Raw genomic sequence first — 14,118 nt, forward strand, 5'->3', positions numbered from 1 at the left:
TCTCAGCGTTCGAGGTTCGGCTCAGCGTTCGAGGCTCAGGCCGCGGTAGCGGTTGAGTGCGGCGGCGATCTCCTGCCGGCGCGGCCGGGTCAGGTGGCCCGGATGGTCGCGGTGGCCGGTGATTCCGTCGAGGCCCTCAGCGTCGAGAATCTCCTCGACCTCGGCCAGCGCCTCGGTCAGGGAAATGCGTCCGTCGAAGATCTCCGCGAAGTATTCGAGAGCTTCGGCCACTCCCGACGCCTGCTGAGCGTCGACGAGCTGAGCGATGGCGATGAGGTCGATGAAGTCGCGGCCGAATTGGATCCGGTCGGATCCCTTCGCTCGAGCGGTCTTCGTCTTCGACTCCGGCCGCAGCGCCTTCGCCGTCGGCACACGCGGTGCGGCGGCGAAACCGGGGGCGGCGGGGGAATCTGAACCGGTGTCCGGGTCGCTGCCGGTTGGAGCCGTTTCGAGATCGGCGGCGGTGATGCCGACGAGTTCATGCGCTTGGTCCGTGACTTCCTTGGGCACATAGGCGTCGAGTGCGATGACGTGGTCGGCGACTTCGAAGAATGCGCTCGATCCGCCGGCGACGAGCACCGTGGACACGCCCTGCTCGGTCAGCAGAGGTCGGACGCGGTCGACGAACGGGGTGATCGGTTCCCGCTCGGCGGGGATGAGCGCACGCATGCGTTCGTCGCGGATCATGAAGTTCGTCGCCGAAGTGTCCTCGTCGATGAGCAGGGTGTTCGCGCCCGCCTCGATCGCTTCGACGAGATTGGCCGCCTGCGAGGTGGACCCGCTGGCGTTCGTCGTGGAGAAGAACCTCGTGTCAGAGCCCGAGGGTAGGTTGTTGATGAACGCCGAGATGTCGTCGCCGGTGACGGCGCGTCCGTCCTCGGCTCGAATGGAGGTGGCAGTCGGGTCGCTGATGACCCATTCGCGCCCGTCGCCGGCGATATGCGGGTAGACGCCGCGTTCGAGCGCGCGCAGAATCGTCGACTTGCCGTGATAGCCGCCGCCGACGATGACGGTGACTCCGCGAGGGATGCCCATGCCGGTGACGGTGCGCCCGCTGGAGAGTTCGACCGTGTGCTCGAGTTCGGGAGGGGAGGTGAAGACAACCGCATCGGAGGACTTCATCGGCAGGTCCGAATCCCCGGATTCTCGCGGGAGAATCGCTCCGTTGCCGACGAAGCCGATGAGTCCTGCTTCGCCGAGGTGGCTGCGCAGTTCCAGCTGATCCCGGTGCAACTGGACGTGGTCGGCGAGCCCCTGGGCCGATGGGGCATGAGGTTTCGCACCGCTGCCTGCTGGGGCGTCTGACCAGCGGTCGAAGAGGAAGAGCCGCTCGGCGAATTCCGGCAGATCACGGGTGAGGATGTCCGCTGCCTGATGGCCGAGGATGCGGCGGCCGCGCGCTGGCAGATTGACGAGCAGTCGTGCCTCGAACCCGGCGTCATCGATGAGGATGTTCGTCCGCTCGAGGATCTCCTGCCCCGGACGGCCGAGGATGAGTGCGCGCTGGTCGAGCTTCGCAAGCACCTCGTTGCCGGCACGGAGCAGATAATCGGCGGCGGCGATGCGGTCGGCGCGATCAGTGGTGAGGTCGAGCGGGAACTTCGCATCGGCACGGTCGACGCGGACCCGGACCTTCGATGGAGAAGCGAAGGGATCGGCCTGGACCCGGTCGATGAACACGGTGACCGGTCCGAAGGTGTAGCGGCCGCGGATCTGCTTGAGATTGCCGTAGCTGCGACCGTCGAGGTTGTGCAGACTGGAGGCGAGATTCGACTGACGTGAACTCATGTCACTCATGCTACTGGTGAGAGATGAATGCGTGCTCAGCGGTTTTGGGCTCGACGCCGTAGAACCGGGCCGCGTTCGACCAGAACACGGCGTCCGCCTCGACGGGAGTGAGCGCCTGACGAAGGAGCGTGAAATCGGCGTCGGCGAAGGGGCGACGCGCCCGCGTCGACGGCAGGTCCGTCCCCACCATCAGAGCGGTCGGGTCGGTGTCGACGATGCGACGGACCGCCTCGGCGGGGTCGAGCTCCACACGGCCGAAACCGGTGGCCTTGACCTTGACTCCTGCCTCGACGAGGCGCAGCAGGGTGGCCAGACCGTCCCTATACATGCCCAGATGATCGATGCTCACCGCCGGCAGTGAGGCGATGCGTGCGGCGAGGTCCTCAGTGATCGTGCGGGTGTCGATATAGAGCTCGGCGTGCCATCCGACGAGGTCATGGACTCGTCGGGCGAAGCTTTCGAGGGCATCGAGGGTGGCCGAACCGCCGCGGGCGATATTGAATCGCAGAGCCTTGATGCCGGCCTCGTCGAGGTGTCGGATCTGATCATCGGTAGTCTCATCCGGCAGTTGGGTGACGCCGACATAGTTGTCGCCGAGCTGGCGCAGCGCCTCGATGAGGTACCCCTGGTCGAAGCCCTGGAACGAACCGGACACGACGGCGCCTCCGGCGATCTCGACTCCCACCTCGGGCAGACTCTGCAGCCGCGCGCGATAATCAGTGACCGTGAACGGATCGGGCAGATAACCGTTGTTCTCGATCAGCGGATGGCTCGGATCGATGATGTGCAGGTGCGCGTCGAAGGCACGCTGGAGTTCGCTCATAACGTCAACCTACCCGGCCCGGAAGTGCCATTGGGTCAAGGGTTGCCGCGTCTGTCGATTCGTGCACCGTTCGATAGTCGCGCCACGCCTTGATCGACGCTGGTGAGTCGGGGCGTCCCGGCTCGCGCGGCAGAGTTTGGGGGAAGGCTTGCGGAGTCCCATTGTTCGGCACCGCGGATAACGATCCCATCAAGGGTCTCGAACGCGCGGTCGGCAGGCCCGGTCATGTCCGCGCCCCGGTATATTGTGAGGGAGTTCACATTGAGGTGATCGAGCAGCGCTGATCGACGGCGATCGCGTCTGCTCTCTCCGCGCATTTGGAAGGATGAGGATGTCCGGACGCACTGCCGAGGCCGCTTCGACAGACTCGGTGCAGCAGACCGACGTCGACGAGCTCATCGCTCAATACGACGAAGAGCTGCCGCAGCGGACGTTGACCCGCAGACTCGACCTCGGTGTCGGCATCGTCTGCTTCGTGGTCTCGCTGTTCGTGCTCAACCAGGTGTTCTTCCCACTGCGGCAGGGCAACCAGTTCTACCTCATGTGGTTCCTCGCCATCGTGCTGCCGCTGGTCTTCATCTGCTATCGGCCCGGATTCGGTCGCAAAGCCGAGGCGGCAGACAAAGCCGCGGAGGCGGCCGAAGCAGTATCGACAAACAATGCGGGAGTCGTGGGAACGGTCGGCGCCGAGGCGAGGACATCCTCGGCGAAGAAGAAGCGGGCGAAGAACGACAACCCCTCGATCATCGACTGGGTGCTCGTCGTCATCACCTTTCTCACCTGCGCCTATCCGGTGCTGCCGTTCTTCTCCGGCGGGTTCAACGAATTCCTCAACCGACAGGGATCGCTGACGACTCTCGACGTCATCATGGGCGGGATCCTGCTTCTGCTCATCCTCGAAGCGACCCGCCGGACCACTGGACTCATCCTGCCGATCTTCTGCATCGTCTTCTTCCTCTACAGCTACTACGGCTCCTACATCCCCGTGAACTGGCCGGGCTCGCACGCCGGGCAGAACTTCGACCAGATCGTCAACGCCCTGTACAACGACGCCTCCGGTTTCTACGGAATCCCACTCGACGTGGCCGCGACGTACATCGTGCTGTTCACCATCTACGGAGCCGTGCTCGACAAAACCGGCGCCGCGAGCTTCTTCATCGACCTCAGCTTCTCCCTATTCAAGAAGTCCAAGGCAGCCCCCGGCCGCACCGTGGCACTGTCCGGATTCCTCCTCGGCACGGTCTCCGGTTCAGGCACGGCTACGGCGGTCTCACTCGGCGCGGTCACCTGGCCGGTGCTGAAGAAAGCCGGCTACCCGAAGGAGAACGCCGGCGGCATGCTCGCAGCGTCCGGCATCGGCGCCATCCTGTCCCCACCGACCCTTGGGGCCGCGGCCTTCATCATCGCCGAGCTGCTCAACGTCTCCTACGGGCTCGTCCTGCTGTGGGCGGTCGTGCCCACCCTGCTCTATTACCTCGGCATCTTCCTGGCCATCGAAATCGACTCCCGGAAGATCGAAGTCGACTACAACCCGCCTCCGGGTCTGCGGTCGTGGCCGATCTTCAAGAGGGGCTTCTACCACTTCATCTCCCTGGGCATCATCGTCGTCTTCCTCGCCCTCGGCATGGCCCCGTTCAAAGCCGTCGTCTACGCGACGCTCGTCGGCATCGGCTTCGGCATCATCGAGATCGTCCTCGCCCGCCGGGGTGAGCCCGCCACGATCCTCCGCGCCGTCTGGGACGTGTTCTACGGGGCCCTGTCGACCGGCATCCGCTCGGTTCTGCCGGTGACGAGCGTGTGTGCCGCCGCCGGCATCATCGTCTCGACGATCACGAAGACCGGGCTCGGCCAGGTCATCTCCGACATTCTCATCAAGGGAGCCCAGGCGTTCTCGGACGATCCCACGGTCATCCTCATCCTCACTTGCATCTTCGCCGCCGTAGCTGTGACGGTGCTCGGCTTGGCGGTGCCGGTGACCGCCTCGTTCATCATCAGCTGGGTCATCGTCGGTCCCGCCCTCATCACACTCGGAGTCCCCGAGGCGGCCGCCGCGATGTTCATCTTCTACTACGCGGTCCTCTCCGAAGTCTCTCCACCGACCGCTCTGGCAGCGGTCGCATCCTCCGCGATCACCGGCGGCCGAGTCATCGCCACCATGTGGCAGGCCTGCAAGTATGCGATCCCTGCATTCCTCGTCCCCCTGGCCTTCACCTTCACTCCCGAAGGTGCCGCTCTGGTCGCCCAGGGAGGGTTCCTCGGCGCGGTCTGGACCTTCCTCGTTTCGGCCTTCGCCGTCGCGGCCTTGGCCGCCGGTGCGGGCGGGTGGATCATCCGCCGGGCCGGATGGCCGGAGCGGATCCTGTGCTTCCTCGCCGCTGGTGCGCTCCTCTATCTGCAGCCGCTGTCGATGATGGTCGGCTTCGCGGCCCTTGCCCTCGCCGTCGTCATCCATCTGATCCTGCGACGCAAGCCCGCAGCCGCCTCGGCGAGCGGGACAACGGAAGGAACGGCCGCCTCGGTGATGGAGGGCTCATCGTCATCAGAGGATATGAGGCGGACAGCTCACGGACCTACCGACGAACCACCCTCGTCCGGAACACCGGCCGGGATCAACTGAGAAAGGGACGAAGTCCATGAAGCGAACGAAGACGTCCACGATCGCTGCGGCAGCCCTGGCCGCGGTGCTGACGATGAGTTCATGCGGTGGCAAACGCGAAGCCGAACCCGCCGCAGAAGGCGGCGACGGCTGCACGGCCGCCTCAGGGCAGATCACCATCGCCACAGGAAACTCGACCGGCGTGTACTACGTGCTCGGCGGTGGTCTGGCACAGGTGATCTCCGACAATTCCGACCTCAAGGCCACCGCCTCGGAGACCGGCGCCTCCGTGCAGAACCTCCAGCAGCTCTCCAGCGGCGACTTCGACATCGCGTTCTCCCTGGCCGATACCGCCGCCGATGCTGTGTCAGGCAATGCGGATTTCAAGGAAGCCGAGGACATCTCGGCGCTTTCGCGCATCTACGACAACTACACGCATGTCGTCGTGCGAAAGGGAGCGAAGATCGATTCGGTCGAGGACTTCAAGGGCAAGACGATCTCGACCGGTTCGCCGAAGTCCGGCACCGAGGTTATCGCCAACCGCCTCATCGAATCGGCCGGCCTCAAAGACGGGGACGTGACCAAGCAGCGCCTCGACCTGTCGAAGACCGTCGACGGGATGAAGGACGGAACCATCGACGGCATGGTGTGGTCCGGCGGACTGCCCACGGCCGGCGTCACGGACCTCTTCACCTCGAACGGCAAGGACGTCGAGATCCTCGACATCTCCGATCTCGAGGGCAAGATGAAGGAGATCAACCCCGTCTACGAGGTAGCCGAGATCCCCGGTGACACCTACAAAGGCGTCGACGCGGTGAAGACGATCGTCACCCCGAACGTGCTCATGGTCCGCAACGACATGGACGAAGGCACTGCCTGCGCCCTGACGAAGCTCATGTTCGACAAGAACGACGATCTGGTCAAGGTGCATGCCGCGGCGAAGGAGATCAACCTTGATACCGCCGAACCGCCGGAGCCGATCAAACTGCACCCCGGATCACAGAAGGCACTGGACGAACTGAATAAGTAGGAGGTTGGGCTGGCCGGCCCCGTTGAATCAAGGGTTGGCGCGTCTGTCGACTTGTGCGCTGGTCGATAGACGCGCCTCGCCTTGAACGGCGGTCAGTCTGCCTTGAGTCCGACCGTCGGATCGGGCAGGTAGACCTCTCCGCCCGATGCGAGGAACTCGCGGCTCTTCTGCTGCATTCCCGCCAGGGCCTGTTGAGCCTCGGCGCTGCCGTAGGTGTCTCGGATGTCCTGGGAGATGCGCATCGAGCAGAATTTCGGCCCGCACATCGAGCAGAAGTGCGCGGTCTTCGCCGGTTCGGCCGGCAGGGTCTCATCGTGGAATGCCTCAGCAGTCTCCGGATCGAGGCCGAGGGCGAACTGGTCTCGCCACCGGAACTCGAACCGCGCCTTCGACAGCGCATCATCGCGGGCCGTCGCACCGGGGGGTGGCCCTTCGCGACATCGGCGGCATGCGCGGCGATCTTATAAGTGATCACTCCGGTCTTGACGTCGTCGCGGTCGGGCAGGCCCAGATGCTCCTTCGGGGTGACGTAGCAGAGCATCGCGGTTCCATAGCGAGCGATTTCGGTCGCCCCGATCGCCGAGGTGATGTGGTCGTATCCGGGCGCGATGTCCGTGACCAGCGGACCTAGGGTATAGAACGGCGCACCGTGGCAGAGCTCCTGCTGACGTTCGACGTTCTCCCGCACGAGGTGGAGCGGAATGTGCCCGGGTCCCTCGACCATCACTTGGACGTCGTGGGCCCACGCGCGTTCGGTGAGTTCGGCGAGAGTGTCGAGCTCGGCGAACTGGGCGGCATCGTTGGCATCGGCGATAGAACCCGGCCGCAGTCCGTCACCGAGCGAGAATGCGACATCATAGCGAGCGAAGATCTCACAGAGTTCATCGAAGTGGGTGTAGAGGAAGTTCTCCTCGTGGTGGGCCAGGCACCAGCCGGCCATGATGGATCCGCCGCGAGAGACCATCCCGGTGACCCTGTCGGCCGTGAGCGGAACGTAGCGCAACTGCACTCCGGCGTGGATGGTCATGTAGTCGACGCCCTGCTCGCACTGTTCGATGACAGTGTCCCGGAAGATCTCCCAAGTCAGCGCGTTCGCGTCCCCGTCGACTTTCTCCAGTGCCTGATAGATCGGGACGGTGCCGATGGGGATCGGCGAATTCCGGATGATCCATTCCCGGGTGGTGTGGATGTCATTGCCGGTCGACAGATCCATGAGGGTGTCGGCACCCCACTTCGCAGCCCACCGCAGCTTCTGCACCTCCTCGGCGATGGAGCTGGTGACCGCGGAATTGCCGATGTTCGCGTTGATTTTGACGAGGAACGCTTTGCCGATGATCATCGGCTCTGATTCGGGGTGATTGATGTTGTTCGGGATGATCGCGCGACCGGCGGCGAGCTCGGCACGGACGAGTTCGACATCGCACTGTTCGCGGAGCGCAACGAACCGCATCTCCGGGGTGATGATGCCCTGCCGGGCGTAGTGCATCTAGGTCACCGTGCGGCCGGCCTTGGCGCGACGAGGAACAGGTTTGCGTCCCTTCCACTGCTGAGACGGGGCACCCCGGCGAACGGCTGCCCGACCGTCATCGGCGATGTGATGGCCGCGGGCTGCATACGTTTCGGTGTCGAGGCGGTTCTCGACCCACGGAAATCGCAGAGCGGGGAGTCCCTCTTCGGGAATGCTTCCCGGTCCGACTGTGCGGTAGACATCGACGGGATCGTTGGCCCGGCCGTTCGAGTCCTCGAGTTCGATGCGAGTGACGGGAACGCGGATGTCGTGTTCCTTGTCATCGACCCACGCCGGCGAATGCGTCGGATACTGCTCGAGGGTGAACTGGTCGTGCGAATCTGCGTCAGACGAAGTCGTGGTAGGGGCAGGTGTTTCAGGGGTGAATGCAGTCATCTGCAGTCCTCACTTCCTACGCCGGTATCAACCGGATCAGGTTCTACGGTCTCGGACGATCCAGTCCGATCTCAGCCCTTGCAACGGGCTCCCGTGGGGTCGTGCCATTCGTATCACGACTGCCGCAGTGAGGACAACCGTGGCTCCCTGGGCGACAGGGTGAGGGTCAGCTGCCCTGGAGGAAGGCCTTCGCAGCGGCGCCGAGGGCGACGACATCGGAGACCGCGACCATCTCGCGTGCCGAGTGCATCGAGTACAGGGCAGGCCCCACATCGACGGTCGTCATGCCCAGACGGGTGGCGGTCAGCGGTCCGATCGTCGACCCGCAGGGCATCGCATTGTTCGACACGAAATCCTGATAGTCGACTCCGGCGGCTGCGCACGCCTGCGACCACACGGCGGTGCCCACCGCATCCGTGGCGTAGCGCTGCTGAGCGTTGAGCTTGAGCAGGGGACCGCCGCCGAGGCGGGGGCGCACATGCGGGTCATGCCGTTCCGGATAGTTCGGATGGGCCGCATGTCCGGCATCCGAGGAGACGCACACCGAGGAGGCCATCGATGCGAGATAATCGCTGCGAGTCGACTGCGGCAGCAGAGAAGCGACGATGCGTTCGGTGACGTCGGCGAGGAACGGGCCGCAGGCACCCGATCGCGAATTCGACCCGATCTCCTCATGATCGAAGGCCGCGAACAGAGGAATGCCGTCGAGGCCGTCGGCATCGAGGTGGGTCAGCGCAGTGACGCCGGCATGGACGGACAGCAGGTTGTCCAGCCTCGGCGAGGCGAAGAACTCCTCGGCGGCACCGAAGAGGGCCGGCTCTTGAGTGGGAATGGTGTAGGCATCGTGGCCGACGACGGTCTCGGCATCAACCCCGGCAGAAGCGGCGAGCAGTTCGATGATGTCGGCCTCAGCGAGGTCGGCCAGGCCGATGACGGGAGTGGTGTGACGCTGCTTGTCCAAGGTCAGACCCTCGTTGACCTGCCGGTCGAGGTGGATCGCGAGCTGCGGGATGCGGGCGATCGGCCCGGTGCGGGCGAGCACGATGCTGCCGTCGGCGAGGCTGAGTCGACCCGCGAAGGCGAGCTCACGATCGAGCCACGAATTCAGCAGCGGCCCGCCGTAGATCTCGACTCCCACCTGACGGGTGCCCTCGGCGGTGTACTCGCCGCCGGGTTTGAGTTTGAACGCCGGGGAATCGGTGTGGGAACCGAACACGCGGAACCGGGGAGCCGCCTCGGTGACGGTGGGATTCATCCATGCGATGATCGCGCCGTCCCGGATGACATAGTGCCCGGTCCCGGGCGTCAGCGCCCAGGCAGCGGACTCGTCGAGGCGGGAGAATCCGGCCTCTTCCAGGCGTTTCGCAGCGGTGTCCACCGCGTGGTATGAGCTCGGGGATGCGCTGACGAAGTCGCCGAGGTCGACCGCTGTCGTCGCTGCCGCGTCCGGTCTCGGGAGTGATTCATTCATTTCCCCAGCCTATCGTTTGCGGTAGTTTGGATGACAAGAAGACACGTCTCAGCCGCCGGGTTGCCACCGGGGCTGAGAATCAGGCGGGGGCAGCGACCCTGCGACCGCACCAGCGACGGCAAGGAGTGTTCGACGTGAACCAGTTCGTGACGGAGTGGAACACCTGGCGCGACTCACGAAACTCGGCACTGGCGAAACCGTTCGGCTGGCTCAGCGTCGTCGGACTGCACTGGCTCGACGCCGAATCGACCTGGACCGACGCCCCCGGTACCTTCACCGTCGACGACGGGTGGGTGACCGTGTCCCTGAAAACCGGCATCAAGGCCGGACCCGCGGCCGAGACGTTCGATCTGCTCAGCAAGGTCGAAAACGGCGGGGCCAGTGTGTCTGCCGGTGGCGAACCGGGGACGAATGGCGCCGGTGTGACCAACTCTGGACCGACCCGGGCGACCAGTCCGGCAGTGCCCAGCGATACCTCGACCCTGCCGACGGTCACGGACCAAGCGGGTGCGGGCAGCGCAGCCGGGGCTGGCTCTGCCGGTGGCGATTCTGCTGCTGGAACGGATGCCGGTTCCGGCGGACACGACGCTGTGTCTGCCCGACCTCAGGTCCGCGTCGAGGAGAACGGATTCAGCGCGAAGCTGCCGGCCGGCGGATCGCTCAACTGGTTCACCGTCGGCAACGTCCTCTACGAACTCATCGACCGAGGCGGCCGCCTCGGTGTGCGTGTGCGCAATTCGAAGTCCCCGCTGCTCGGGAAGTTCTTCGAGGTTCCGGTCTTCGACCCGGACCCGGACTTCGTCTTCCTCGCCCGGTTCACCCGATTCGACCCGTTCAAGACCTATACGATCGAAACCGCTCAAGAGGATCTGCAGCTGCAGACGCAGGCGACGGGAATCGTCACCTTCGAGACTCAGCAGGGTGAAGTGAGCCTGCTCACCACCGGGTGCCCGAAGACGGGACTCCAGCTGGACTTCCACGATTCGACGAATGGGGCCACCACCTCGGCGTGGCGGACCATCGACCTCGGAGTGCCGAATCACGACGGGTCGCTCGTCATCGATTTCAACCGTGCGGTGAATTACCCGTTCGCGTTCACCTCGTTCGCCACCTGCCCGGCCCCGATCGAGGGCAACGTCGTTCCCTTCGACGTCACCGCAGGTGAGCGGCGTCCCCCGTTCTTCTACTCGGAGGCCGGGATCAACGTGCCGTTTCTCTTCTACGTGTGGTGGGACGAAGAGCGCGCCGAGGTGACTCGCCCCTGGTACTCACGTTTCGGCCTCGACATCACGATCCTCAACCCCAACCACGACGATGGGCGGATCTCGCTCGTCGGCTTCGACGGGGTCGCCATGTCCGGTGGGGACCTGTCACCGCTGGGACGCAAGGCACGGTCGCGTCTCATCGACGTCGCCACCGAAGCGCTGACCTCGCGGATTCCGGTCATCGGCATCGGCGCGTACTCGGCATTCGTCATCCAGGCCCAGCGTGAGCTGCGGTCGCAGCAGGGCTACGTCGACGGCATCGAAACCGAATACGAGGCGCCGGCGGACCGTCTGCTCATCGTGATGAACAATGAACTCAACCCGAAGACGGCCGGTTTCGACATCGTCCACACCGACGCCAGCGGGCTGATCTACGTGGAGATGCCCTTCGATATTCCGCTCGAATCCGACCGCACGGAAGTCGAGGACTTCCAAACGGCGATGGAATCCGACGCGCCGATCACGAGCTGGCAGGAATTCGACTACCGCATGGTCGCGCTCATCCGCCACCACCGCTGAGTCCCAGCGCTCACTTTACTCCCAGAACTACCTGACGGCGGCCCAGCAACCTCGCGCGAGGTTGCTGGGCCGCCGTCAGGTAGCAATTACCAGATGGTGACTCGGGATTCGGGAGCGAGGTACATTCCGTCCGACTCCTCGACTCCGTACGTGTCGTGGAACGCGGTCATGTTCTTCACGACCTGGTTGCAGCGGAACTCCTCCGGCGAATGCGGGTCGATCGACAGCCGGCGCACACGCTCCTCGGTGCGCATCTTCGACCGCCATGCCTTTGCCCACGCTTCGAAGAACGCCTTCGCCTGCTCGGCCGACGGCGCCACCGGCACACCCGGGGTGCCCGCTCGTTCGCCAAGTTCGAGCTCGAGAGCCTTCCACCCGATCGACAGCCCGCCGAGGTCACCGATGTTCTCACCGACCGTCAGCGCCCCGTTGACGTGCTGGTTGGCTTCGAGGCCGGTCGGAACCAGTACTTCGTACTGGGCGATCAGCGCATTCGTGCGCTCCTCGAACAGGGTCCGATCCGATTCGGTCCACCAGTCGACGAGGTTGCCGTCGCCGTCGTAGCGCGACCCCTGATCGTCGAAGCCGTGTCCGATCTCGTGGCCGATGACTGCGCCGATCGCTCCGAAGTTCGCGGCCACATCACCAGCGGCGTCGAAGAACGGCGGCTGGAGGATCGCTGCGGGGAAGACGATCTCATTCATCACCGGGTGGTAGTAGGCGTTGACCGTCTGCGGGGTCATCAGCCATTCCGTGCGGTCGATGGGCCCGCCGATCCGCTTCACCTGACGCACATGCTCGGCCTGCGAGCAGCGACGCACATTCCCCACCAGGTCGGAGGCATCGATCGCGGCCGGGTACTCCCGCCACACATCCGGATAGCCGACCTTCGGAGTGAACTTCGAGAGCTTGACCAGCGCCCTCTCCTTCGTCTTCTCGCTCATCCAGTCGAGCTCGCGGATCGACTTGTCATAGGCCTTGATGAGCATGCCCACGAGGTGATCGATCGCGTCCTTGGACGACGGCGGGAACTCAGCAGCGACGTAGAGTTTGCCTACGGCTTCACCGAGGTAGCCCTCGACGAGGCTGACTCCGCGCTTCCAGCGCTCCCGCAGGGCAGGAGTGCCCGAGAGCGTCCGGGAGTTGAAGTCGAAGTTCTCCTCGACGAGTTCATCCGAGAGCAGCGAAGCGGTGTCGGAGACGACGACGAAGCGCAGCCAGGTCTTGATGGTCTCGATGTCGGTCTCCGCCCACACCTTCGCCATGCCCGTGACGAACGAGGGCTGGGAGACCACGAGGTACTTGAGGTCGTTCGCCTCAGCGGTGAGGATGCCGAGGTACGAGTCGAAGTCGAACTCGGGGCCGAGGTCGCGCAGCTCGGAGATCGAATACTTGTTGTAGGTCTTCTCCGCGTCACGGCAGGCCACACGGTCCCAGTGGTGGCGGGCGAGTTCGGTTTCGAACGCCATCACCTTGGCGGCCACCTCGGCGTCTGAGATTCCGGACTTCTCGCCGAGCCCGGCCAGGGCCGCGATCTTCTGCACGTGGGCGAGGAACTTCGCGCGCACCTCGGCGTGGTCGTCGTTGAAGTAATAGTCCTCGTCGGGCAGGGAGATGCCGGCCTGGACGAGGTAGAGGGTGTAGACGTCGGAGTCCTTCGCGTCGGCGGTGACGTATCCACCGAGCACTCCGCCGATGCCTTCGGTCTCGAGACGGGCGAGCAGGGCGGCGAGTTCGGACTTGTCCTCGGCGGCGTCGATGGCGGCGAACGTCGAGTTCAGCGGGGTGACGCCGAGTTCGTTGATGCGGGCTTCGTCCATGAACGAGGTGAACAGGTCAGCGACCTTCTGCCCTTCGGAACCGGGCTCCTGCGGGGAGTCGGTGACGGAGGAGATGATGTCGCGGACCTTGGTCTCGGCGGTGTCGAAGAGTTCACGCATGGCACCATCGCCGGCCCGGTCGTCGGGGATCGTGAATGAGTTGATCCACTCGCCGTTGATGTGCTGGTACAGGTCGTCCTGAGGCCTGATCGTGGTCAGTGAGGTTTCAGAAGTCATGGCCCAACAGTATCGTGATCAGTGCCCCGCACGCCCTGCCCCAGAAGGAGAGCAATGAGTCTGGCATCCGTCGTTTTCGTCTGCACCGGAAACATCTGCCGGTCCGTCACCGCCGAACGTGTGCTTGAGCATCACTTGGCCGAGTCCGGCGCCGAGGCGGTCATCGACTCCGCCGGAATCAGCGACGAGGAGACCGGCAACCCCATTGACCCACGTCAGACCCGTGTGCTCGCCGCCGCCGGCTACCGCACCGATGACCACGTCGCCCGGCAGATCACCCCGGAATGGCTGGCCGAACGCGACCTCGCCGTGGCGATGACCGCCCGCCATTACCTGGCCCTGCAGAGGATGATCGCAGACCTTCCCGCCGAGGCGGCCCCGGAGCTGCGGATGCTGCGCGAGTTCGATCCGCAGGTGGCTGGGTCGGTCACAGGTGCGGGAGCCGATGCAACCGCAGCGGGCTCGGGGACGGGCAGCGCCGCCTCGGCGAAGGGGGAGGACATTCCCGCCCCCGACGTGGAGGACCCCTGGTACGGGGAGTTCAAGGATTTCGAAGAAACTCTTGAGACAATCGAGAGGTCCGTGCCGGGAATCACGGAACGTCTGCGCGCGCTGGCCGCGGGTACTCAGTGATACTAGAAGGCACACGCTTGCTGACTCGACCGA

General features: G+C 64.7%; 8 protein-coding genes, 1 pseudogene and 1 riboswitch. Of the genes and pseudogenes, 4 read left to right on the forward strand and 5 right to left on the reverse strand.

The window, feature by feature from the left end:
• Window positions 1-21 precede the first annotated feature (21 nt).
• The gene (locus GUY30_RS02005) at window positions 22-1,788 is read right to left on the reverse strand and encodes an ABC-ATPase domain-containing protein (RefSeq protein ID WP_167193678.1); all 1,767 of its coding nucleotides are present in this window, start codon (window positions 1,786-1,788) and stop codon (window positions 22-24) included.
• Between the two features lie 10 nt (window positions 1,789-1,798).
• Window positions 1,799-2,611, reverse strand: a complete 813-nt coding sequence (locus GUY30_RS02010) for an amidohydrolase family protein (RefSeq protein WP_167193680.1) — start codon at window positions 2,609-2,611, stop codon at window positions 1,799-1,801.
• Between the two features lie 331 nt (window positions 2,612-2,942).
• On the opposite strand from GUY30_RS02010, the gene GUY30_RS02015 reads away from it, so the two are divergent.
• A complete protein-coding gene (locus tag GUY30_RS02015; protein ID WP_167193682.1) occupies window positions 2,943-5,228 on the forward strand; it encodes a TRAP transporter permease in 2,286 nt (761 codons plus the stop codon).
• 16 nt (window positions 5,229-5,244) lie between these two features.
• Window positions 5,245-6,237 carry a TAXI family TRAP transporter solute-binding subunit gene (locus GUY30_RS02020; RefSeq protein WP_167193684.1) on the forward strand — a complete coding sequence of 331 codons (993 nt, stop codon included), beginning with the start codon at window positions 5,245-5,247 and terminating at the stop codon, window positions 6,235-6,237.
• Between the two features lie 92 nt (window positions 6,238-6,329).
• Here GUY30_RS02020 and thiC read toward each other — a convergent pair.
• Window positions 6,330-8,140, reverse strand: a pseudogene (thiC, locus tag GUY30_RS02025) (phosphomethylpyrimidine synthase ThiC).
• A riboswitch (TPP riboswitch) is annotated at window positions 8,136-8,244 on the reverse strand. (Overlaps the previous pseudogene by 5 nt.)
• A gap of 62 nt (window positions 8,245-8,306) precedes the next feature.
• Window positions 8,307-9,611 carry a M18 family aminopeptidase gene (locus tag GUY30_RS02030; RefSeq protein ID WP_167193686.1) on the reverse strand — a complete coding sequence of 435 codons (1,305 nt, stop codon included), beginning with the start codon at window positions 9,609-9,611 and terminating at the stop codon, window positions 8,307-8,309.
• A 134-nt stretch (window positions 9,612-9,745) separates the two neighbouring features.
• On the opposite strand from GUY30_RS02030, the gene GUY30_RS02035 reads away from it, so the two are divergent.
• Window positions 9,746-11,395: a DUF1684 domain-containing protein gene (locus GUY30_RS02035; RefSeq protein WP_228281601.1), complete on the forward strand. Its 1,650-nt coding sequence runs from the start codon at window positions 9,746-9,748 to the stop codon at window positions 11,393-11,395.
• 86 nt (window positions 11,396-11,481) lie between these two features.
• Here GUY30_RS02035 and GUY30_RS02040 read toward each other — a convergent pair whose 3' ends face one another.
• Window positions 11,482-13,452 carry a M13 family metallopeptidase gene (locus tag GUY30_RS02040; protein WP_167193688.1) on the reverse strand — a complete coding sequence of 657 codons (1,971 nt, stop codon included), beginning with the start codon at window positions 13,450-13,452 and terminating at the stop codon, window positions 11,482-11,484.
• Between the two features lie 54 nt (window positions 13,453-13,506).
• Between GUY30_RS02040 and GUY30_RS02045 the strand changes: the two genes are divergently transcribed.
• Window positions 13,507-14,085: a low molecular weight protein-tyrosine-phosphatase gene (locus tag GUY30_RS02045; RefSeq protein ID WP_167193690.1), complete on the forward strand. Its 579-nt coding sequence runs from the start codon at window positions 13,507-13,509 to the stop codon at window positions 14,083-14,085.
• The last annotated feature ends 33 nt before the right edge of the window (window positions 14,086-14,118 follow it).

The sequence above is a fragment of the Brevibacterium pigmentatum genome (assembly GCF_011617465.1).
Lineage (GTDB): Bacteria > Actinomycetota > Actinomycetes > Actinomycetales > Brevibacteriaceae > Brevibacterium > Brevibacterium pigmentatum.

Excerpts from the sequence above, each read along its gene's own strand:
- GUY30_RS02005 (WP_167193678.1), bottom strand. The coding sequence starts at position 1,788 with ATGAGTTCACGTCAGTCGAATCTCGCCTCCAGTCTGCACAACCTCGAC.
- GUY30_RS02010 (WP_167193680.1), bottom strand. The coding sequence starts at position 2,611 with ATGAGCGAACTCCAGCGTGCCTTCGACGCGCACCTGCACATCATCGAT.
- GUY30_RS02015 (WP_167193682.1), top strand. The coding sequence starts at position 2,943 with ATGTCCGGACGCACTGCCGAGGCCGCTTCGACAGACTCGGTGCAGCAG.
- GUY30_RS02020 (WP_167193684.1), top strand. The coding sequence starts at position 5,245 with ATGAAGCGAACGAAGACGTCCACGATCGCTGCGGCAGCCCTGGCCGCG.
- GUY30_RS02030 (WP_167193686.1), bottom strand. The coding sequence starts at position 9,611 with ATGAATGAATCACTCCCGAGACCGGACGCGGCAGCGACGACAGCGGTC.
- GUY30_RS02040 (WP_167193688.1), bottom strand. The coding sequence starts at position 13,452 with ATGACTTCTGAAACCTCACTGACCACGATCAGGCCTCAGGACGACCTG.
- GUY30_RS02045 (WP_167193690.1), top strand. The coding sequence starts at position 13,507 with ATGAGTCTGGCATCCGTCGTTTTCGTCTGCACCGGAAACATCTGCCGG.